This is a genomic window from Citrobacter sp. C6_1 (genome assembly GCF_014596835.2).
GTDB lineage: Bacteria > Pseudomonadota > Gammaproteobacteria > Enterobacterales > Enterobacteriaceae > Citrobacter > Citrobacter pasteurii.
In genome coordinates this window covers 2,416,910-2,437,517 of sequence record NZ_CP115031.1, presented here as the reverse complement: position 1 = coordinate 2,437,517, position 20,608 = coordinate 2,416,910, and the positions used below count along the sequence as shown (strand labels likewise).

The following is a 20,608-nucleotide window of genomic DNA, read 5'->3' as shown; positions in this document are numbered from 1 at the left end:
TTTTTAGGGTTGTGGTAAGTAAAATGAAGAATATCCTCGCCATCCAGTCCCACGTTGTTTTTGGCCATGCCGGCAACAGTGCTGCCGAATTTCCGATGCGTCGTCTTGGCGCGAATGTCTGGCCGCTCAACACAGTTCAGTTTTCTAACCACACGCAGTACGGTAAATGGACCGGCTGTGTTATGCCGCCCAGTCACCTGACTGAAATTGTTCAGGGCATTGCTGATATCGATAAACTGCAGACCTGCGATGCGGTGCTGAGTGGTTATCTGGGATCCGCTGAGCAGGGTGAGCATATTCTGGGAATTGTGCGCAAAGTGAAAGCGGCAAATCCTCAGGCGAAATTCTTTTGCGATCCAGTGATGGGTCATCCTGAAAAAGGGTGCATCGTGGCGCCTGGCGTTGCGGAATTTCATGTTCGTCACGCACTTCCGGCCAGCGACATTATCGCGCCAAATCTGATTGAACTCGAAATTCTGTGCGAGCATGCGGTTAACAATGTTGATGAGGCGGTGATGGCGGCCCGTGAACTGATTGCTCAGGGGCCGGAAATTGTGCTGGTTAAGCATCTTGCCCGTGCAGGCATGAGCGCAGATCGCTTTGAGATGCTGTTGGTCACCGCTGATCAGGCGTGGCATATCAGTCGTCCGCTTGTTGATTTTGGCACACGCCAACCGGTTGGCGTTGGTGACGTCACCAGTGGCTTGCTGTTGGTTAAACTGTTGCAGGGAGCTTCATTGCAGCAGGCGCTGGAGCATGTGACTGCGGCAGTGTACGAAATTATGATCGCCACCAAAGAGATGCAGGAGTATGAGCTGCAGGTGGTTGCCGCACAGGATCGTATCGCCAGGCCTGAACACTACTTTAGCGCCACTCAGCTGTAATCAATATGCAATGGCGCTCACGCTTATCGGGCCTGGGGTTGACTGTAGGCCGGGTAAGCGCAAGCGCTACCCGGCAACAACAATTAATTTAATCCTTCCGCTTTAAGCGCTGCGGAAACTGCCGGACGCTCAGCCATGCGCGCCATATACGCTTCGATATGGCTTAATCCTGCCATATTCAACTTAACCGCATACGCCCAACGCAGCACGGTAAACAGATAGGCATCAGCAATGCTGAAGCGTGCGCCGCAAATCCACGGGTTGTCTTTCAGCGATTCGTTCACATACTGCATTTTTTTCTCAAGTAATGCACGTACGGTTGGTTTGTACTCCTCTGGCGTATCCGGGCGGAACAGTGGGGTAAAACCTTTATGTAGCTCTGTAGCGATATAGTTAAGCCATTCGATAGTTTTGTAGCGGGAGAGACTGCTGGTAGGAGCCAGGAGATGACGGTCTGGAACGGTGTCTGCCAGATATTGCATGATGGCGACGCCTTCGGTCAGTAGTGTACCGTCATCCAGCAACAGGGCGGGAACTTGTCCTTTCGGGTTTACCGCGAAAAAATCGTCGCCGTTTTCCAGACGTTTCTTCATCAGATCAACACCATCCAGCGTGAAATCTTTACCGCTCTCACGAAGTGTGATGTGGGAAGCAAGAGAACAAGCGCCCGGTTTGTAGAACAGTTTCATCGGTAACTCCTTTTGGCTGAGGTATACCGTATGGTAGTGCTACCTGGAGCAAAAAAAAAGCCGCTAACAACAGTTAGCGGCCTGAAATTAAGTTTCCCTGAGAATTACGCTGTTGCGGCCTTAGCGGCTTTCTCACTGACGTCATCGTCCTGAGTCATACGATTCAGTTTTGGCGCCGTCAGCAGCATCAGAACAGCGATAACCGCCGTTGCAACACCAATCTGCAGGAACACGCGACCGTAGACTTCGAGGGACATCAACGGATCGGTCACATTCTCCGGAACCGCCATCATGTTAGCCACGTAACCACCGATGATGTTGGCACCGGCAGTGGTCAGGAACCAGCTACCCATAATAAAGCCCATCAAACGTTGTGGAACCAACTGTGCCACCATCGCCAGACCCAGACCAGAAATCATCAGCTCACCGATACTTTGCAGACCGTAGCAGATGATCAGCCAGTTAACGGAAACGATGCCAGCATCGGTCGCGAATTTGGCACCCAGCGGCAGGATCAGGAATGCGCCTGAGCACAGCACCATACCAATTGCAAACTTGGTCGGCATCGGCAGAGTGTCGCCCATCTTGTTATAGATAGCAGCAAGAATTGGGCTACCGATGATGATCCAGAACGGGTTCAGTGCCTGATACTGTTCCGGTTCGAAAGCAATACCCAGAATAGAGTGTTCAACGTTACGAATCGCAAAGAAGTTCAGAGACGTCGGCATCTGGCTGTACAGCACGAAGAAGATAATGGCTTCCAGCATCAGAATGAAGGCGACGATCATTTTACGACGTGCAGCACCCTGCATAGAGAACGCTTCTTTCGCAAAGATAACCACGATACCCATGGCGATAACACCCAGAACCATACGGGCAATGCCCTGGTTGTGCAGCAGCCATGTTGCAATCGCGATAAGCACCACAACACCTGCAATGGTCAGCAGCAGGTTGCGGAAGTTGATGGGTTCAAAGTCAGGCTTGGAACCGTACTGTTTAACCCAGCGCTGGCAGAATGCGAAGTTAACAACGGTAATTAGCATACCCACGACGCTCAGTGCGAACGCGGTGCTCCAGCCGTAACGCGCAGCCAGCCACGGCGTTGCCAGCATCGAGAAGAATGAACCGATGTTGACGGACATATAGTACATGGTAAATGCACCATCAAGACGCGGGTCATCTTTGGCATAGCAGGTAGAGAGCAGAGATGATGGGTTTGCTTTAAACAGACCGTTACCGACCGCGATGGCCGCCATGCCCATATAAACGATACCCGCATCGTGACCAGACCATGCAACCAGCGCATAACCAATGGCCAGGACAACGGCACCCAGCATAATGACGCGTTTTGTACCCAGAACTTTATCACCTAACCAGCCGCCAATCGCAACCAGACCATATACCAGGGCGCTAAAGGAGGAGAAAAGGGTGATGGAATCCGCTTCTGACATGCCCAGTTGTTTAACCAGGTAGACGGCCATAATCCCTTGCAGGCCGTAATAACCAAAACGTTCCCACAGCTCAATTGAGAAAATGAGATAGAACGCTTTTGGTTGTTTGAAGGCGTTTAAACTGACGCTTTCTGTTGGTTTATTGTTTGCAGTAGACACTTTTACCTCTTTTTTTACATCCCATATCAACGGGGGTGTTCAGGTACGTGATGAGTCAAGTTCATCCGTCCGATTGTTATAGTGGGAGGGGAAACGGCAAGTAATGTTCACTATCTTGACCATTCAGACAAGTGGTTTGTAATAATCTGTTACATATATCATGACTGGTGAAATCGTCGGGGCATAGAAATGTTATCCAGCGTTAAATTTCTTCATTTAGAAAATGGCAGGTTTTTACACTGTTTAATTACGGTAAAAACTGCAATGTGGCGATATGTTCTGCTATTTGCGGTTGAATCCAGTGATATAGGCCATTATCTGAAAAATAGCTAGTGTAATGTTTTGTTTAGAAACTGCTCAATTAGGTCATATGATTGTCATATTAACTAAAAAATAAATATTGTTTAACATTGTGTTGGCTGGGTGATCTTGATCACGTATAGATAGAAATTTCTATTACTAAAAAAACGATTAACCTGCTCAGGTGCTAATTCACAAGAATATTACATTAGAGATGGGTAATTGGATGGCATCATTGTCGGGAAAACTATCGCGAGGGAGTGCATAACTAATCGCTATGTATGCGAGGGGCAAAGAGGATGCCCCGGCAGCATCAGATATCAACTTTCTCTTTGAATTCGCAGAGATCTTCGATGATACAGGAACCACAACGTGGCTTTCTGGCTATGCAGGTGTAGCGACCATGAAGAATCAACCAGTGATGGCAATCGACTTTAAATTCACTGGGGACGACTTTCAGTAGCTTTTCTTCTACCTGCTCGACGTTTTTACCTGGGGCAAATTGTGTACGATTACATACCCGGAAAATATGGGTATCTACAGCAATGGTCGGCCAGCCAAAGGCAGTATTCAACACCACATTCGCCGTCTTGCGCCCAACGCCGGGCAGGGCTTCTAATGCAGTCCTGTCTTCCGGAACTTCGCCATTGTGCTGTTCCAGTAAAATGCGGCAGGTTTTAATCACGTTCTCCGCTTTGCTGTTAAACAAACCGATTGTCTTGATGTATGACTTAACACCTTCGACGCCGAGTTCCAGCATCGCGGCGGGCGTATTAGCGACGGGGTAAAGCTTAGCCGTTGCTTTATTGACGCTGACATCGGTGGCCTGAGCGGAAAGCAAGACAGAAATCAGCAGTTCGAAAGGCGATGTAAAATTAAGCTCGGTTGTCGGATGCGGATTGTTATCACGCAGGCGTGTGAGGATTTCCAGCCGTTTTGCTTTATTCATGACACATTCCCTGTTTCACCAGCCGGACTGTCCGCGACAGCCGCCTCGGCACGGCGTTTCTTCATTTTCTCATCAATCAGATACTTAACAGCCAGCATTAAGCCCAGACCAATAAACGCGCCTGGTGGCAGCATGGCCAGCAGAAACGGCGTATCAGTATGGAAAATCTCAACACGCAATACTTTGGCCCAGCTACCCAACAAACCGTCTGCGCCATCAAATAGTGTACCGTTACCAATTATTTCACGCAGCGATCCGAGAACAAACATGGCGCCGGTCGCCCCCATGCCGATGGAAAAACCATCGAGTGCAGATAATGCAGGGCCTTTTTTGGCGGCGAAGGCCTCAGCACGGCCCACGACAATGCAGTTGGTCACAATCAAGGGGATAAAGATACCCAGTGATTGATACAGGCCAAAGGCGTAGGCATTGATCAGCATCTGCACCGCACTCACCACGGAGGCGATGATCATGACATAAATGGGAATACGGATTTCGGGCGGTGTCCAGCGGCGCAGCGCTGAAATCGTCAGGTTGGTCAACGTCAGGACGAGCGTCGTCGCGAGTCCCAGCCCCAGCGCGTTAGTGGCGGTAGAGGTAACGGCCAACAGCGGACACATCCCGAGTAACTGCACAAGCGCGGAGTTATTTTTCCAAAGCCCCTGAACAATAACGTCTTTAATTTCGCTCATGGTTATTCTCCACAGGCGCTAAGTTGAGGAATTTGCGCAGGCAGCGTCTGCGCAAACAGGCCTGCACGTTTCACTGCATTAACCACTGCCCGGGGAGTAATGGTCGCGCCGGTGAACTGATCAAAATCGCCGCCATCTTTTTTCACCGCCCAGTGAGGGTCATTCTCTGCATTAATTGTTTTGCCGCTAAAATGGGTGATCCAGTCAGACAGACGTAACTCAATTTTATCACCGAGTCCTGGTGTTTCGTGATGTTCCGTCACCCGCGTACCCAGCACAGTACCGGTAAAATCGACACCGACCAGCAGTTGAATCGCCCCGGAATAACCATCGGGGGCCGTGGCCTCCAGGATTGCCGCAACCGGACGGTCGTCCTGGCGAGCAATATAGACACGATGTGTACCTTTACCTAATGCCTGAGCATTCACCAGATAGCAACTTTCTGGCAGATTGTTATTGTAGCGATCGCCAGGCAGTACCTGATCAAACAACGCCTTTTGCTGCAGGGCCGCTTGTTCATCAATGGTAGACTTGGTTAACTGATTAATCGCCGCCGTTAACCCTGTAGAGCCCGCGGCAAACAGTGCCAGAGTGATACCGTGTTTACGAATCGTTTTCAGCATACGTTGTCCTTAGCGATGTCCGTACACACGAGGACGGGTGTAATAATCAATCAGTGGAACGGTGATATTCGCCAGTAACACGGCAAAGGCCACGCCATCAGGATATCCACCAAAACTACGAATCAGCCAGACCAACAGACCCGCAAGTGCGCCAAAAATCAGGCGACCACGGTTGGTTGTCGAGGCCGTAACGGGGTCGGTAAGAATAAAGAATGCACCCAGCATGGTGGCACCGGAAAGCAGATGCAGCTGCGGTGATGCCAGCGACGCTGGAGAGAAAAACCAGCCTAACGTTGAACAAACGGCAAGCGACAGCAGAAAACTAACCGGGATGTGCCAACGAATCGCTTTTTGCCATAACAACACGATGCCGCCCGCCAGCCAGGCAAGGTTAACCCACTGCCAACCTGCGCCCGCGAGCATGCCGCTGTAAATCGGATACTGCATCACCTGTTCAACAGTATGTCCCGCGTGCAGGGAGGTCTTAAAGGTGTCCAGCGGAGTAGCCTGACTGATGCCGTCGATCCCTATACGGAGCGTGTTCATATCACCGCCGCCAGCGGTATGTCCGGTAAAGATAACGTTTAAAGCATCAAAAAATCCGGGCACCGTAGCGGCAATTTCATGCGGTGGCAGCCAGCTTGTCATCTGCACCGGGAATGAGATCAACAGAACAACATAACCAATCATTGCCGGATTAAATGGATTCTGACCAAGACCGCCATACAGCTGCTTGGCAATGATAACGGCGAAGACGGTACCCAGGATCACCATCCACCACGGAGCCAGGGGGGGAATACTGACGGCAAGCAGCAACCCTGTAAGCAGGGCGGAGTTGTCTTTCAGGATCGCGGCAACGGGCTGTTTACGTAGTTTAAGCACGCCCGCTTCGGCGGCGATGGCGCTGACCGATGCCAGCGCTATCTGGAACAATGTACCCCAGCCGAAGAACCACCATTGAGCGGCAATCCCTGGCAATGCAGCAATCAGAACCAGCATCATGATACGCGATGTTTGGCGCTGGTTATGGGTATAAGGGGAGCTAGCTATTCTGAATACCATTTATTCCTCGTTTACAACCTGCTGCTGTGCGGCTTTCTTGGCCTGAGCGCGTGCAATAGCGGCCGCAACGGCAGCTTTGCGCGGATCAACCGGTTCGACAGATTCCGTGGTGGCTTGTTGCTCAAGCTTGCGGGCTTTGGCGCGGGCAATAGCGGCTTCGACGGCGACTTTGCGCGAGTCAACCGGCTCGGCTGTTTCCGTCGCTGGTTGCTGCTCAAGCTTGCGGGCTTTGGCGCGGGCAATAGCGGCTTCGACGGCGGCTTTGCGTGGATCCGTACCCGCGCTGCTGCCTTCATCTTTTGACGAATTTTCACTGCGTGCGGCGCGAGCCTGCGCTTTTCGCGCTTCACGTGCGGCAATCACTGCGCTGTTGTCAGGTTGTTCACCCGCCTGGATTACAACCGGCTGCATAGCCTGGGCCTGTTTCTCTTTCACGCGAGCCAGCGCGGCGGCGATGGCATCATGATCTTTCGCTGCAGGCTGTACAACTGCGCTTTTATGCCGTTCAAGACGTGCCGCTTTTTCACGCTCCAGTCGGGCTTGTCGGGCCTCAAAACGGGCTTTTGCTTCTGCAGCGCGTTTTTCTTCCTGACTGATGGCATAAATCTCAGCCTTTTCCTGGCGGAAGTACTGCACCAGAGGAATATTGCTTGGGCATACCCATGCACATGCGCCGCATTCAATGCAGTCAGCAATGTTGTGGGTTGTCGCTTTATCATGCTGTTGGCCTTTACTGAACCAGTAAAGTTGTTGCGGCAGAAGATCGGCAGGGCAGGCATCGGCACAGGCGCTACAGCGAATACAGCCTTTTTCTTCCTGCGGTTCCCCCATTTCACTGGCAGAGGGCGCAAGCAGGCAGTTGCTGATCTTCACAATAGGGACATCCAGCCAGGGCAGGGTAAAGCCCATCAGCGGACCGCCCATGATCACCATCTGGTCAGTAGCAGGACAGAAACCTGCATCGTTGAGCAGGTGACGAACAGGTGTACCCAATCGCGCCCAAACGTTGCCCGGGCGGCTGACTGCTTCGCCCGTTAACGTGACCACACGCTCGGTGATTGGCTCGCCATCAATAACGGCCCGCTTGACAGCATAGGCAGTCCCCACGTTTTGCATCAGCACCCCGATATCGGAGGAACGTCCACCGTGAGGAACCTGCTTGCCGGTCAGGATTTGCGTAAGTTGTTTGGCGCCGCCTGACGGGTATTTCGTGGGGATGACTCGTAAGCTGATATCGTGAGAATCAGCCAACACTGCGCGCAGCATGGAGATAGCCTGCGGTTTGTTATCTTCAATACCCAGCAGGACTTCGCGCGGTTGAAGAATATGTGCAAGTATGCGGATACCTTCGACCACCTGGGCCGCGCAATCTTGCATTAAGCGGTCATCGGCGGTGATGTAGGGTTCACATTCAGCGGCGTTGATGATCAGTGTTTCAATTTTATCACCGCCACCCTGCAATTTGACGCCAGTTGGAAAACCTGCGCCGCCGAGTCCTGCAACACCGAATTGGTGAATACGGGCTATGAGCTCCTCGCGGCTGCGGGCACGATAATTTGCCCAGCCGTCACGCTCAATCCAGCGATCTTCGCCGTCCGCATCAATGATGACGCTAAGTTCAGCTAAAGCCGAAGGATGCGCGGTAGAGTGCGGGGCAATGGCAACAACGGTGCCGGAGGTCGGGGCGTGTACGGGCAACATTCTGCCGCGCCCACGGGTTAGCGCCTGACCACGCAGCACGGTGTCGCCCACATTGACACACAGTTCACCTTCAGCGCCAATATGCTGCTTCAACGGAATAATAAAGCGCGGAGCCAGCGGAACCTGCCGCAGCGGTGTCCCGTTAGACTGGGTTTTCATTTCAGGTGGGTGAATGCCGCCATCAAAGTCCCAGATTTTATTTTTTCTGAATGCGGAGAATAACTTAAGCATGTTGTTCCACAGGAATGATGCGCACAGGAATAGTGTTTAAATCCCACTTCCAGCTGTCAGGTGTCTCGGCTACCGGGCGTAATTCGATACATTGGGTCGGGCACGGATCAACGCACAAATTGCATCCGGTGCACAGATCGCTCATCACCGTGTGCATGGCACGCGTAGCGCCCACGATGGCATCGACCGGGCAGGCCTGAATGCATTTTGTGCAGCCGATACAGTTATTTTCATCAATCACCGCCAGCATACGAACGGGGGTAGCGTCCTGCTCATCACCATCAATAGGTTGCGGATCGACGTTCAACAGGGTCGCAATTTTTAGCATCACCGCTTCGCCACCAGGGGCGCATCGGTTGATTTTTTCGCCCTGACAGCCAATAGCTTCAGCATAAGGACGGCAGCCCGGATAACCGCACTGCCCACACTGGCTTTGCGGGAGAATTTCATCAATTTTCTCCACGACTGGATCATCCTCGACGGCAAATCGACGAGAGGCATAACCCAAAATAGCGCCGAATGCCAGACCCAGCAGACTCACTGCGGCAACGGCAATCCAGATAGCATTCATTACAACTTCACCAAACCACTAAAGCCCATAAAGGCCAAAGACATTAAACCAGCGGTAATCAGCGCAATTGCATTACCGCGGAACGGGGCAGGAACGTCTGCCACGGCGAGGCGTTCGCGAATTGCGGCGAACAGAACCATCACCAGTGAGAAGCCGACGGCGGCAGAAAAACCGTACAGCGCCGACTGTAAAAAATTATGCCCGAGGTTGATGTTCAGCAACGCTACACCTAATACCGCACAGTTAGTGGTGATCAGCGGTAAGAAGATCCCCAGCAGGCGATACAGCGCAGGGCTGGTTTTGCGTACAACCATCTCGGTAAATTGCACCACCACGGCGATGACCAGAATGAAGGCCAGCGTGCGCAGGTAGATGAGATCGAGCGGGATGAGGATCCAGGTGTCAATCAGCCATGCGCAAATGGATGCCAGCGTCATTACAAAGGTCGTGGCGAGGCCCATACCCATTGCGGTTTCCAGTTTTTTGGAAACGCCCATAAAGGGGCATAAGCCCAGAAACTTGACCAGTACAAAGTTATTGACCAGTACAGTTCCGACAAACAGCAGCAGGTAATCAGTCATTTTTCGGCCTGAAATAAAAAAGCCGCCTATTATCTGACAATCTACAACAGGCGACAACAGGTTAACTGTAGGGTTATTACGGATTCACAAACGTCGTCTTAACGCGTTGCGAGCGTTTGAAATAGGGTACCAACAGCGCAGCCGCCAACAAAGGGAACAGCAGTTGACGCACGGCAAACGCATCCGGAACAGGTGAGAATGCAAACGCTTTAATTGCCAGTAACACCGAGATCAGCAGCCATACAATATAGTGTTTTGGCACACAGGCTCTGCGTTTGAAAAACGCGATGGTCAGCCACAGCGTGTAGTACCACATGGCGATAGCGGTAATAAAGGAGACGCCCCATAGCAGCAAATTCGTCGTACTTTGCTCGCTCAGCGTGTGGAATGTCTGCGGTGTGGCCAACGCAGTGACATACAGCAGTAACGCCAGCGAAGCACTTAACAACGCGACTAACAGCCAGGCCAATGGCCCGAGTAGCCAGCCTCCGATACGTTGTGCCGGTGTTGTAGTCATTTCATCTCCAGGTTTACACGCGCGAACAGACATGCCGTTCATTTTGGGGCAATTATTATAAAGCTTTTAACGCCAGGCGCTACTTTCTTGTTTATTGCACGTAATGCCAGACGGACTTGGGCACCTGACCGACATCGAACAGGCGGCCTCCCGAAATGAGCTCAGCACGGCGGTGGTCTGCAGCGCGATACATATTGATAATGTCGCTATCGTCAGTAAGTGTGTAGTTAAGATGATCGAACAATTTTTCCAGACTTTCTAGCGAACTGATTTTGCGGAATTTTAATAAGTAATCCTGAACAGTCATAAAAGGCAATCCATATTAATAAAATAATACTAACGGAGTAGTAAATATTAAAAAACAACCAACGTTGTACAGGTAAACGCGAATTTGCGCGCAAATGTAAGAAGAGTTTTCAACCCTGTGGGAAACCTGGCGCTATTCTCGCCTGCGGAAAGGGTAACGCGCTTCACGATCGCAGGCAATACGCGCTGGAGCGGGATGCGGCATAATTCGCTTTTTTTTGACAAAAATTGATCTTTTACAGCCCTACCCAGCAACTATCGCGGAGTTAACTGCCAGGCTATAACGGGCTGCGTATATTTATTTTTTCTGTACTGCAGCGACGGGTTCCGGTGGTTGGTAGTTGTCAATATGATTGGCAACACCCAACAGGATCACGGAGACCACGAGAACAATCCAACCTGTTAACTCAATAAGACGATTCATTACTGACGACATTTGCTTTGATTTATCCATAAACACAGGTAGCAAATGTTACTTATCAATAAATAATACAGCAAGAGCATTGGGAACGATTTCGATGACTTTTTCGCGGCAAGTTAACTCTAAGTGGCATATGTTTGACTTAAGTTAAGCAACAACCTTTGTAGCGCAAAGGTTATTAAACTATTGTGGCGCTACTATCTATGGTGTGAAATAGGCCAGATCTGAATTGAGAGGCAAAAACATGAGTGACAACATCCGCGTTGGGCTAATCGGTTACGGTTATGCCAGTAAAACTTTCCATGCCCCCCTGATCGTGGGCACTCCGGGTCTGGAACTGGTAGCGGTGTCCAGTAGTGATGAAACAAAAGTGAAGGCGGACTGGCCTTCGGTGGCGGTTGTTACTGAGCCTAAACACCTGTTTAACGATTCGAGTATCGACCTGATTGTGATCCCTACACCCAATGATACACACTTCCCGCTGGCGAAAGCGGCGCTGGAAGCAGGTAAGCATGTGGTTGTTGATAAGCCTTTCACTGTGACACTGTCACAAGCACGCGAACTGGATGCGCTGGCCAGAAGCGTAGGGCGCCTGCTTTCTGTCTTCCATAACCGTCGCTGGGACAGCGATTTTCTGACGCTGAAAGCCTTGCTGGCTGATGGCGCGTTGGGTGAGGTGGCTTATTTTGAATCTCATTTCGATCGCTTCCGCCCGCAGGTCCGTGACCGCTGGCGTGAACAGGGTGGCCCGGGGAGTGGTATCTGGTATGACTTAGGGCCGCATCTTTTAGATCAGGCAATTAACCTGTTTGGCTTGCCCGTGAGCCTGACAGTCGATCTGGCGCAGCTCCGCCCGGGGGCGCAGTCGACAGATTACTTCCATGCCATCCTGACGTATCCGCAGCGTCGCGTGATTCTGCACGGAACGATGCTGGCAGCCGCAGAGTCTGCTCGTTATATCGTTCATGGATCGCGTGGCAGCTATGTGAAGTATGGTCTGGACCCACAAGAGGAACGTCTTAAAAATGGTGAGCGCCTGCCGCAGGAAGACTGGGGTTATGACATGCGTGATGGTGTACTGACACGCATTGAAGGTGATGAGCAGGTGGAAGAAACCTGGTTAACCGTTCCAGGCAATTATCCGGCTTACTATGCGGGTATCCGTGATGCGCTGAATGGTAACGGCGAGAACCCGGTTCCAGCCAGACAAGCCATTCAAATCATGGAACTGATTGAGCTGGGCATTGAATCGGCGAAACACCGATCGACGCTGTGCCTTGCCTGATAATGTCAATGCCGGATGTCGAGGCATCTTATCTGGCCAACAATGCAATGTCGGCCAGATAAGCGTTAGCGCCATCCGGCAATAAAGCCATTACGCTGCGGCGACTTTCTCACGCAGTGCTTGTTTCTCTTCATTGCTCAGGAACGCCATTTCCAGGCCATTTATTTGCGCCTGGCGAATCTGTTCACGCGTCAATCCTGCAGCCGGGGCGGCTACGGTGTACTCGTGAATAATATCCACGCCCTGAACCGCCGGATCGTCCGTATTCAGACTCGCCAGCACACCATGCTCAAGGAACGTTTTCAGCGGATGCATCGTCAGTGAGGCGACGGTACTGGTTTGAATATTCGATGTCAGGCAGGATTCAATGCCGATACGCTGCTCGGCGAGAAAATCCATCAGGGCGCGATCTTCGACGGCTTTTACGCCGTGGCCAATACGCTCTGCTCCCAGTTCTCTGATCGCTTGCCAGATGCTTTCCGGACCTGCCGCTTCACCTGCATGAACTGTGATATGCCAGCCAGCGTCGCGTGCACGGTTGAAATGGGACAGGAACAAACTGCCTGGGAAACCGAGTTCATCGCCGGCTAAATCCAGTGCTGTGATGTGATCACGGTGCGCTAACAGTGCATCCAGTTCCTGCAGACAGGCAGCTTCGCCGAAAGTACGGCTCATGATTCCAATTAAACGGGCTTCAACGCCGAAAGTCTTACAGCCTTCGCGTACGCCTGCAATAACGGCTTCAACCACACCTGCAACGGGGAGTTGATGCGCCATAGCCATGTAGCCTGGAGAAAAGCGTAGTTCAACGTAATGCAGACCATTACGTGCGGCATCCTCAATATTCTCAAATGCGACGCGACGGCAGGCATCCAGCGATGCCAGCACTTTGACACCCCAGTCAAGCTTTGACAAAAAACTGACCAAATCAGGTTCAGTTGACGTTACCTGCACGTGAGGGATCAGCGTTTCAATTGTTTGAGCAGGAAGCGTTAAATTAAACTGACGACCAAGATCCAGGATCGTTTGGGCACGGATGTTCCCATCAAGGTGGCGATGGACGTCGGTTAAAGGAAGGGAAGTATCAATCATGGTCGCACTCATGTTTTTAGGTAAAGTGCGCCGTATTATAAGAATAAATCGGGATAAAAATCTATGTTGCGCAATGATTAATTTCATTGCGCAACTTTAGTTAGCGCAGAGAGCGCAGGGCGTTAATTAATCCCTGAACGCCTTTCTCAAGTTTTGAACGGGGACATCCGGTATTCAGGCGCACAAAACCGTACCCTTCCTCTCCGTAAGTCGATCCCGGCATGATCGCCACTTTTTGCTGATGGATAAGCGCATTTTGTAACGCCTGGTCATCAACCTTGAGCGGACGTAAGTCTATCCAGGCCAGATAGGTGGATTGTGGGATCTGCCAGTTAAGTTCAGGGAACGCAGTATTAAGTTCATCAGCAACGTAATGCAGATTGCCGGCAAGATAATCCCGTAAGGCATCCAACCAACGCTCACCTTGCTGATAGGCGGCAATATGTGCGGTGAGTGCCAGCACCGCAGGAGACGACAGTCCGTCGCGTCCCTTTAGCGCACGGAGATAATCGTTGCGGCTATTGGCGTCTTCGATGATCCCATACGCGCCGGTTAATGCCGGGATATTGAAACTCTTGGAACCGGATGTGAGCAGCGCCCAGCTGTCGCGCGCGACGTTACTCCACGGAATGTGCGGCTGTTCTCCCCATACCATATCCATATGGATTTCATCGGAAATGACGTTGACACCATGTCGCTGGCATAAGTCAGCCATGGTTTCCAGTTCCTCGTGCGTCCACACTTTGCCCGTTGGATTTTGTGGGCTACACAGCAGAAGAATTTTACTCTCTGGCCGTGACAGAGCGGCCTCCAGCTTTGCCATGTCGCAATACCAACCGTCGCTCCGCTTTTCCAGACCGACGGGAAGCACTGTGCGCTGGTTGCCTTCGATGGCCTTGTAGAATGCATCGTAAGCTGGCGTATGGACAACGACCGCGTCGCCCGCAGACGACCACTGGCGGATGAGTTCTGAGACCATATAGATAACGGAGGGGCCATATACCAGCGATTGAGGATCGATCCGGGTATTGTGACGAGTTTGAAACCAGTGGCTAATGGCCGCCAGAAATTCGTCATTTTTCCAGCGGCTGTATCCTAATACACCGTGTGACAGGCGCTGGGTCAGCGCCTCCAGAATGCAAGGGGCCGTAGCAAAATCCATATCAGAGATGGTGAACGGCAGCAGATCGGCAGTGCCAAAACGGTCAGCGACATAATCCCACTGGGTGCACCATGTTCCCTGCCTGTTCACAACCTTTGAAAAATCAAACATGTTGTTGTCCTCACGCCTGTACTGTATTCATCAGAACCGCGATTTCGTCTTTCACTGACTGGACCTGCGGGCCAATAACGACCTGAAGGTTATGTTGATTGAGCTGTACCACGCCAATGGCCCGGTTGTCTTTCAGTGCCTGGACATTTACGCGTGACATATCTTTGACCGACAAACGCAAACGCGTAATGCAGTTATCCAGACTAACGATATTCTCCGCGCCACCCAATGCCGCCAGAATTGCCGGGACATTGTAGCCAGATTTACCGGGTGTGCCTGCCATCACTTTCTCAATATTGCTGGCAACATCGACATCACGGCCCGGGGTCTTCAGATTAAAGCGGGTGATCGCGAAGCGGAAGATAACGTAGTACACCGCAAACCAGATGGCCGCGACAACAGGGACCAGGTACCACTTGGTGGACAACCCGTGCAGGATCCCGAACACCACGAAGTCAATCAGGTTACCGTCTGTGTTGCCGATAGTCACACCGAGTACCGCCATCACGGTAAAGCCGAGGCCGGTCAATAAGGCGTGGATCACGTACAGAACTGGGGCAACAAACAAGAACAAGAATTCCAGTGGTTCGGTGGTACCGCCAATGACGCAGGCAATCAGACCAGAAATTAATAACCCTTTAATTTTATGTCGATTCTCAGGACGAGCACAGTGATACATCGCTAATGCTGCACCCGGCAAACCGCCGAGGAATGCCGGCATTTTGCCCTGAGACAGGAAGCGTGTTGCGCTTTCAGAGAAGCCTTGCGTGGTTGGGCAACTCAGCTGCGCCTGGAAAATAGTGAGTGCGCCACTGACGCTATGACCACACACTTCCTGGGTACCGCCCGCTTCAGTAAAGCGAATGAGGGCCACCAGAATATGGTGCAGGCCAAAAGGCAGCAGAAGACGTTCGCCGGTACCAAACAGCATCGGACCAAATTCACCTGCGCTGTTGATGATATTGCCGAGCCCGGTAATACCCATCGCAAATACAGGCCAGATCAGAGGGATAACTAATCCAACCAGCCCCATGACCAGTGAAGAGATGATAGGGACAAAACGGGTGCCGCCGAAGAAAGCCAACGCATCCGGGAGGCGAATGTTATGGAAGCGCTCGTGCAGCATCCAGACAATGATCCCAGCGATGACTGCACCGAGGATCCCGGTGTCGATCGACTGGATCCCCAGTATGTTTTGTATGTTATTGGCCTTCAGGATTGCCGCATCAGTGGTAGGTAAAATCCCTTTCGCCGTCAACCAGAAGTTAACGGCAAGGTTCATGACCGCATAGCCAACAAACCCAGCAAATGCCGCCACACCTTTGTTCTCGCGTGCCAGACCGAGAGGAATAGCAATACAGAACATCACGGGTAAGAAACTAAATGCGAAAGAGCCGACTTTACTCATCCAGGTAAAAAGAGCCTGAAGCACCGGGTTACCCAATGCGGGGATCAGCGTTAAGACATCGTGACTGCTTAACGAACTGCCGATCCCCAACATGATCCCGCAGAAGGAGAGCAGAGCCACGGGCAACATAAAGGTTTTGCCCAACTGCTGGAAAAATTCCCATAACGTTATTTTTGGTGTGGTTCTCGTCGTCATCTAACGACTCCTCGTGAAAGCTCGGTGACTAATGATGGCGAGAAGATAAAACGTTTTACCTAATTTTAGTGCGGTATAAATCACATTATCGAATGATAATACAGCGTATAACTATAACCGATTGATAAAACGTTTTATCTGTCACGTTATCAGGGAGTTTTCTGTTTTTATGGCTATAGCCAAAAAAATAACCATCCATGATGTTGCGCTGGCTGCCGGGGTTTCGGTCAGTACAGTCTCATTGGTGCTTAGTGGAAAAGGGCGTATCTCATCCGCAACCGGGGAGCGGGTAAACGCTGCCATTGAGCAGTTGGGGTTCGTACGTAATCGTCAGGCATCGGTGCTGCGTGGCGGTCAGAGTGGTGTGGTCGGGCTGATTGTACGCGATCTGTCTGCGCCATTTTATGCTGAACTGACGGCAGGCCTGACGGAAGCATTAGAAGCACAGGGTCGGATGGTCTTTCTTTTACACGGCGGCAAAGACGGTGAGCAATTGGCTCAGCGTTTCGCAATGCTACTTAATCAGGGCGTGGATGGCGTAGTCATTGCAGGTGCAGCTGACAGCAGTGATGCGCTGCGACAGTTGGCTGAAGAAAAAGGGATTCCGGTAGTATTTGCCTCACGAGCCAGTTACCTGGATGACGTCGACACGGTCCGACCCGACAACATGCAGGCAGCACAATTGTTGGTTGAGCATCTCATTCGGCACGGCCACCAGCGCATCGCGTGGCTGGGTGGGCAGAGTTCTTCTTTAACCCGCGCAGAGCGTGTCGGCGGCTATTGTGCGACGCTGCTAAAATATGGTTTACCGTTTCATAGTGATTGGGTTCTGGAGTGTTCATCCAGTCAAAAGCAGGCTGCCGAAGCCGTTACTGCACTGTTACGCCGTAACCCGACGATCAGCGCCGTAGTGTGTTACAACGAAACCATCGCTGTTGGCGCCTGGTTTGGTCTGATGAGAGCGGGGCGTCAGAGCGGCGAAATTGGCGTCGATCGCTATTTTGAACAGCAAGTTTCACTGGCTGGATTTGCGGATGTGGCGGAAAACGCGCTGGATGATATTCCCATTATCTGGGCCAGTACCCCGGCACGCGAAATGGGTTATACCCTGGCTGAACGTATACTGCAGCGCATTGGTAATGATGACAGCCATTCCCGCAATCTGACGCTTTCCGCCCGACTGGTCACGCAGAAGTAGCTTGCCGAAATCAAAAGCCCGATAAGCGGTATTATCGGGCTTGGTTCAGAGAAGAATTACTGTTGTGGAACTGCCGGAACATCCGGTTCGCCAAGGGTCGGCATACCGAACATACCAACAAACTCATCCAGCGGCATTTTCTGCCCGTTGAGCGTTACCTGGCCATTGGTGTACTGCAGGCTGGAGCCGATGGTGTTGTCCTGCATCGTGGTAATGCGGAACATCTGCCCCATCGCAGCCAGACCATTGACCTGCTGTTTCGCCAGACCCGCGGCTTGCTCCTGCTGATAGCCTTCAATTTTGGCTATCTGTGTCATGAACTCAGTCGCCATATCCACAGGAATAGTCAGCTTCGCGTCCAGTGATTTGACGGAACGATCCACTTCCTGAGCCAGCGTTTGTGGCTCTTCTTTGGTCGCGGTTGGATCTTTGAGCAGCAGCGACAGGTTAAACGTCGTTTCGCCTTTCGCATTTTTCCAGCTTAACGGCGCAATGGTGATTACCGGTTCACCCTTCATCAGAATAGGCAGCGCATTAAAGAACGCTTCCGTGACTTTCTGCTGATACAGCTCTGGGTTTTGGACGACATCAATCTGCGACATCAGCGCCTTGGTTTGGGCACTGTACTGCTGGCTGAACTGATGCAGGGCTTCACCGTCAATCTGACCCACTTTCAGCGTCAGCTTACCGCTACCCAAATCCTGACCCTGTAATTTAAGGCTGTTCAGGGTGTAATCCAACTGACTGTTCACGGTTTTTCCATTGTTAATCAGATCGGATTTACCATCAATTCCCATCCCTTCCAGCACGGCCAGCTCTTTGCCTTCGACCGATATCGACAGCTTATCGAGTGCCAGCTTTTGGTCGCCGATGCGTTCACCAAAACTGGCGACGCTGCTGGACCCTTCGGTTGTCAGGTTATTAAAGGTAATTTGTACCTTCTGATCGTATTCGTTGACTGCATTAACCTGACCGCTTTGCGCAGTGCCCGTCAGGGAAACCGCGTTACCGTCTTTATCTGCGGTGAACTGGAATTCGCCACCGCTAAAGGCCACTTTTTCGTCGCCTTTCTCGTAGTTCAACGGTTTGAGGGAGAGATCGGAACGGGTGTCGCCACTATAGCTAATACGGGAGTTGATGACGAAAGGAGACTCGCCTTTGGCTATATCAAACAATGGCTTAGTGACATCGTTATTCACCAGTGTGGTTCTCACCGAAGCCATAGCAGGAATGAGGTTCAATGACTTAAGCTGGGTTAACGGGAAGGGGCCGTGATCCACCGTTTCATCCAGAACGATAGTTTGGCCTGCTTTCAGCCATGCGTTTTCCTGTCCGGCGATGGGTTTCACTACCAGTTGCAGTTGGCTATTGAACACGCCGCGCTGGTAGTTTTGATAACTCAGTTCAATTCCTGCCTCAGGTGAGTAGCGTTTGATCTGATCATTTGCCTGCGTCACCATCTCGGCGAGATGCGTTTCCAGTTTCTTTCCGGTGTACCATGCGCCGCCCGTCCAGACGATACCCAGCGCAACCACCACACCCGCAGCTACCAGCGATTTTTTCATTTCGATATCCATAAAATAAAACCAGGCGTTTGAAGACGCCTGGAGGAGTGACATGTTTTTAACTCTCTACTAGCTTAGCAAGAGTTGTTAAAAATATCAGTATCTTGCTAGAGCTTGTTGTAAACACGCGCTAAACGGCCGACGCCGCTGACACTTATTGGCGATTCATTCGCACTAATAAATACGGATTCCCCCGGTTTTAGTACCAGACGTTGATCGCCTTTGCTCAGTAGCGCTTCACCTTCTATGCAGAACAAAATTGCCGCGCTGTGCTGGCTAATTACGGCTTCCCCGGCGGACAGTTCATGCAGGGAGAAGGCGAAATCATCAACCGGGATCGGGAAGTCGAGTTCACCACCGGTTTTGACCGGCGTGGTCAACAGTTGGTTCGCCGGTTTTGCGACAAATTTAACGTTGGCCACCAGCTCCGGAATATCGATATATTTCGGTGTCAGCCCTGCACGCAGCACGTTATCTGAGTTTGCCATGACCTCAAGTGCCACACCTTGCAGATAGGCGTGCGGCGTTTCGGCGAACAGGAACATCGCTTCGCCAGGATTTAGCTTCACCACATTCAGCAGCAGTGGGGAGAAAAGACCGCTGTCGTTCGGGTAGACATCAGCGATAAGGCGAATAGTCTGCCACGGTTCGCCTTGCTGGCTGTTAAGGGCTGATTTCAGTATTGCCAGTGCATGCGATTTTTCCTGATCCTGCATATTTAACAGGCTGGCGAAAAGGTAGCTCAGGCGCTCGGCACCGGGTTCCTGCAAAAAGTGAGCAATGGCAGGATGCGCGCCCGCAACCGGTTGTAACAACGCAACGATGTCAGAGAACTCGCGAAACGCATTCATCGCCAGGAATGGCGTCAGGGCAAAAACCAGCTCTGGCTTGTGGTTCGGATCTTTGTAGTTACGCTCAGCGGCATCCATTGGGATCCCGGCTGCGTTTTCTTTGGCGAATCCTATCTCAGAGTTGTGTTTGTTCGGATGGACCTGAATCGAAAGGGGTTGCGCGGCGCAGAGCACTTTAAACAGGAAGGGCAGTTCGCCAAAGCGTTTTGCTACGGCATCGCCTAACAGTGCGGATTTATCGTGCTCGATAACATCGCGCAGAGCAACGGGTTGGCCATCGGCCCCTTGAACCTGCGAGCTGCTTTTCGGATGAGCCCCCATCCACAGTTCGGCCATTGGCTGCTGGGTTGGGTTGGCAATGCCATAAAGTTCCGTTAACGCAGTTTTACTTCCCCAGGCGTAGTGTTGCACTGAGTTGATCAGTTTTTGCATTATCAATGCCCTGTTTCAATGTTGAAAAATCTCTGGCTATTAAACCAAGAAACCCCGGACGAAGTAACCTGCACGTGCAAAAAGTCGTACTAGTCTCAGTTTTTGTTAAAAAATTGTGTAGGATATGGTGACTCGCTTTTAATACCCTGAGTAATTCTGGTTGCAGAAAGCC

20 protein-coding genes are annotated in these 20,608 nt (G+C 51.5%); 3 read left to right on the top strand and 17 right to left on the bottom strand.

Going from position 1 to position 20,608, the window contains the following annotated elements:
• Positions 1-23 precede the first annotated feature (23 nt).
• Positions 24-884, top strand: coding sequence for a pyridoxal kinase PdxY (pdxY, locus tag IB196_RS11835; RefSeq protein WP_182290516.1), 861 nt, complete (start codon positions 24-26; stop codon positions 882-884).
• Positions 885-967: 83 nt separating this feature from the next.
• Here pdxY and gstA read toward each other — a convergent pair whose 3' ends face one another.
• From gstA to blr, 12 genes are all read right to left on the bottom strand, one after another.
• Positions 968-1,573, bottom strand: a complete 606-nt coding sequence (gene gstA, locus IB196_RS11830; protein ID WP_005127170.1) for a glutathione transferase GstA — start codon at positions 1,571-1,573, stop codon at positions 968-970.
• A 104-nt stretch (positions 1,574-1,677) separates the two neighbouring features.
• Positions 1,678-3,183, bottom strand: coding sequence for a dipeptide/tripeptide permease DtpA (dtpA, locus tag IB196_RS11825; protein WP_040233842.1), 1,506 nt, complete (start codon positions 3,181-3,183; stop codon positions 1,678-1,680).
• A 613-nt stretch (positions 3,184-3,796) separates the two neighbouring features.
• The gene (nth, locus tag IB196_RS11820; protein ID WP_149691580.1) at positions 3,797-4,432 is read right to left on the bottom strand and encodes an endonuclease III; all 636 of its coding nucleotides are present in this window, start codon (positions 4,430-4,432) and stop codon (positions 3,797-3,799) included.
• Entirely contained in the window at positions 4,429-5,124 is a 696-nt protein-coding gene (locus tag IB196_RS11815) for an electron transport complex subunit E (RefSeq protein ID WP_005121204.1), read from the bottom strand. Before IB196_RS11815 ends, nth begins: the two co-directional genes overlap by 4 nt.
• Before the next feature lie 2 nt (positions 5,125-5,126).
• Entirely contained in the window at positions 5,127-5,747 is a 621-nt protein-coding gene (gene rsxG, locus IB196_RS11810) for an electron transport complex subunit RsxG (protein WP_188232208.1), read from the bottom strand.
• 9 nt (positions 5,748-5,756) lie between these two features.
• Positions 5,757-6,809 carry an electron transport complex subunit RsxD gene (gene rsxD / locus IB196_RS11805; RefSeq protein ID WP_040233846.1) on the bottom strand — a complete coding sequence of 351 codons (1,053 nt, stop codon included), beginning with the start codon at positions 6,807-6,809 and terminating at the stop codon, positions 5,757-5,759.
• Positions 6,810-8,741 carry an electron transport complex subunit RsxC gene (gene rsxC, locus IB196_RS11800; protein WP_182290514.1) on the bottom strand — a complete coding sequence of 644 codons (1,932 nt, stop codon included), beginning with the start codon at positions 8,739-8,741 and terminating at the stop codon, positions 6,810-6,812. It abuts the gene before it with no gap.
• Positions 8,734-9,312: an electron transport complex subunit RsxB gene (gene rsxB, locus IB196_RS11795; RefSeq protein ID WP_005121200.1), complete on the bottom strand. Its 579-nt coding sequence runs from the start codon at positions 9,310-9,312 to the stop codon at positions 8,734-8,736. Before rsxB ends, rsxC begins: the two co-directional genes overlap by 8 nt.
• Complete coding sequence (gene rsxA, locus IB196_RS11790; RefSeq protein ID WP_005121199.1) at positions 9,312-9,893, bottom strand: electron transport complex subunit RsxA; 582 nt, start codon at positions 9,891-9,893, stop codon at positions 9,312-9,314. The genes rsxB and rsxA overlap by 1 nt, the downstream gene beginning before the upstream one ends.
• A gap of 76 nt (positions 9,894-9,969) precedes the next feature.
• Positions 9,970-10,410 carry a DUF2569 domain-containing protein gene (locus IB196_RS11785; RefSeq protein WP_155021024.1) on the bottom strand — a complete coding sequence of 147 codons (441 nt, stop codon included), beginning with the start codon at positions 10,408-10,410 and terminating at the stop codon, positions 9,970-9,972.
• 91 nt (positions 10,411-10,501) lie between these two features.
• Positions 10,502-10,717 carry a transcription modulator YdgT gene (ydgT, locus tag IB196_RS11780; RefSeq protein ID WP_003832804.1) on the bottom strand — a complete coding sequence of 72 codons (216 nt, stop codon included), beginning with the start codon at positions 10,715-10,717 and terminating at the stop codon, positions 10,502-10,504.
• Positions 10,718-11,014: 297 nt separating this feature from the next.
• The gene (blr, locus tag IB196_RS11775; RefSeq protein WP_040233850.1) at positions 11,015-11,140 is read right to left on the bottom strand and encodes a division septum protein Blr; all 126 of its coding nucleotides are present in this window, start codon (positions 11,138-11,140) and stop codon (positions 11,015-11,017) included.
• A 241-nt stretch (positions 11,141-11,381) separates the two neighbouring features.
• Between blr and IB196_RS11770 the strand changes: the two genes are divergently transcribed.
• Positions 11,382-12,422: an oxidoreductase gene (locus tag IB196_RS11770; RefSeq protein WP_188232209.1), complete on the top strand. Its 1,041-nt coding sequence runs from the start codon at positions 11,382-11,384 to the stop codon at positions 12,420-12,422.
• Between the two features lie 90 nt (positions 12,423-12,512).
• On the opposite strand, the gene add is transcribed toward IB196_RS11770, so the two are convergent.
• From add to malX, 3 genes are all read right to left on the bottom strand, one after another.
• Entirely contained in the window at positions 12,513-13,514 is a 1,002-nt protein-coding gene (add, locus tag IB196_RS11765; RefSeq protein ID WP_188232210.1) for an adenosine deaminase, read from the bottom strand.
• A 100-nt stretch (positions 13,515-13,614) separates the two neighbouring features.
• Positions 13,615-14,787, bottom strand: a complete 1,173-nt coding sequence (locus IB196_RS11760) for a MalY/PatB family protein (RefSeq protein ID WP_005121194.1) — start codon at positions 14,785-14,787, stop codon at positions 13,615-13,617.
• Between the two features lie 10 nt (positions 14,788-14,797).
• Positions 14,798-16,390, bottom strand: a complete 1,593-nt coding sequence (gene malX / locus IB196_RS11755) for a maltose/glucose-specific PTS transporter subunit IIBC (RefSeq protein WP_040233853.1) — start codon at positions 16,388-16,390, stop codon at positions 14,798-14,800.
• A 169-nt stretch (positions 16,391-16,559) separates the two neighbouring features.
• On the opposite strand from malX, the gene IB196_RS11750 reads away from it, so the two are divergent.
• Positions 16,560-17,588 carry a Mal regulon transcriptional regulator MalI gene (locus tag IB196_RS11750; RefSeq protein WP_040233854.1) on the top strand — a complete coding sequence of 343 codons (1,029 nt, stop codon included), beginning with the start codon at positions 16,560-16,562 and terminating at the stop codon, positions 17,586-17,588.
• 56 nt (positions 17,589-17,644) lie between these two features.
• On the opposite strand, the gene IB196_RS11745 is transcribed toward IB196_RS11750, so the two are convergent.
• Positions 17,645-19,153, bottom strand: a complete 1,509-nt coding sequence (locus IB196_RS11745) for a YdgA family protein (RefSeq protein WP_005121191.1) — start codon at positions 19,151-19,153, stop codon at positions 17,645-17,647.
• Between the two features lie 107 nt (positions 19,154-19,260).
• Positions 19,261-20,436: a mannose-6-phosphate isomerase gene (gene manA, locus IB196_RS11740; protein WP_188232211.1), complete on the bottom strand. Its 1,176-nt coding sequence runs from the start codon at positions 20,434-20,436 to the stop codon at positions 19,261-19,263.
• Between the last annotated feature and the right edge of the window lie 172 nt (positions 20,437-20,608).

Coding starts and splice junctions, on each gene's coding strand:
- rsxD (WP_040233846.1), bottom strand. CDS start 6,809: ATGGTATTCAGAATAGCTAGCTCCCCTTATACCCATAACCAGCGCCAA.
- IB196_RS11750 (WP_040233854.1), top strand. CDS start 16,560: ATGGCTATAGCCAAAAAAATAACCATCCATGATGTTGCGCTGGCTGCC.
- rsxG (WP_188232208.1), bottom strand. CDS start 5,747: ATGCTGAAAACGATTCGTAAACACGGTATCACTCTGGCACTGTTTGCC.
- nth (WP_149691580.1), bottom strand. CDS start 4,432: ATGAATAAAGCAAAACGGCTGGAAATCCTCACACGCCTGCGTGATAAC.
- IB196_RS11815 (WP_005121204.1), bottom strand. CDS start 5,124: ATGAGCGAAATTAAAGACGTTATTGTTCAGGGGCTTTGGAAAAATAAC.
- rsxB (WP_005121200.1), bottom strand. CDS start 9,312: ATGAATGCTATCTGGATTGCCGTTGCCGCAGTGAGTCTGCTGGGTCTG.
- ydgT (WP_003832804.1), bottom strand. CDS start 10,717: ATGACTGTTCAGGATTACTTATTAAAATTCCGCAAAATCAGTTCGCTA.
- malX (WP_040233853.1), bottom strand. CDS start 16,390: ATGACGACGAGAACCACACCAAAAATAACGTTATGGGAATTTTTCCAG.
- gstA (WP_005127170.1), bottom strand. CDS start 1,573: ATGAAACTGTTCTACAAACCGGGCGCTTGTTCTCTTGCTTCCCACATC.
- pdxY (WP_182290516.1), top strand. CDS start 24: ATGAAGAATATCCTCGCCATCCAGTCCCACGTTGTTTTTGGCCATGCC.
- rsxC (WP_182290514.1), bottom strand. CDS start 8,741: ATGCTTAAGTTATTCTCCGCATTCAGAAAAAATAAAATCTGGGACTTT.
- IB196_RS11770 (WP_188232209.1), top strand. CDS start 11,382: ATGAGTGACAACATCCGCGTTGGGCTAATCGGTTACGGTTATGCCAGT.
- IB196_RS11760 (WP_005121194.1), bottom strand. CDS start 14,787: ATGTTTGATTTTTCAAAGGTTGTGAACAGGCAGGGAACATGGTGCACC.
- add (WP_188232210.1), bottom strand. CDS start 13,514: ATGATTGATACTTCCCTTCCTTTAACCGACGTCCATCGCCACCTTGAT.
- manA (WP_188232211.1), bottom strand. CDS start 20,436: ATGCAAAAACTGATCAACTCAGTGCAACACTACGCCTGGGGAAGTAAA.
- rsxA (WP_005121199.1), bottom strand. CDS start 9,893: ATGACTGATTACCTGCTGCTGTTTGTCGGAACTGTACTGGTCAATAAC.
- blr (WP_040233850.1), bottom strand. CDS start 11,140: ATGAATCGTCTTATTGAGTTAACAGGTTGGATTGTTCTCGTGGTCTCC.
- IB196_RS11745 (WP_005121191.1), bottom strand. CDS start 19,153: ATGAAAAAATCGCTGGTAGCTGCGGGTGTGGTGGTTGCGCTGGGTATC.
- IB196_RS11785 (WP_155021024.1), bottom strand. CDS start 10,410: ATGACTACAACACCGGCACAACGTATCGGAGGCTGGCTACTCGGGCCA.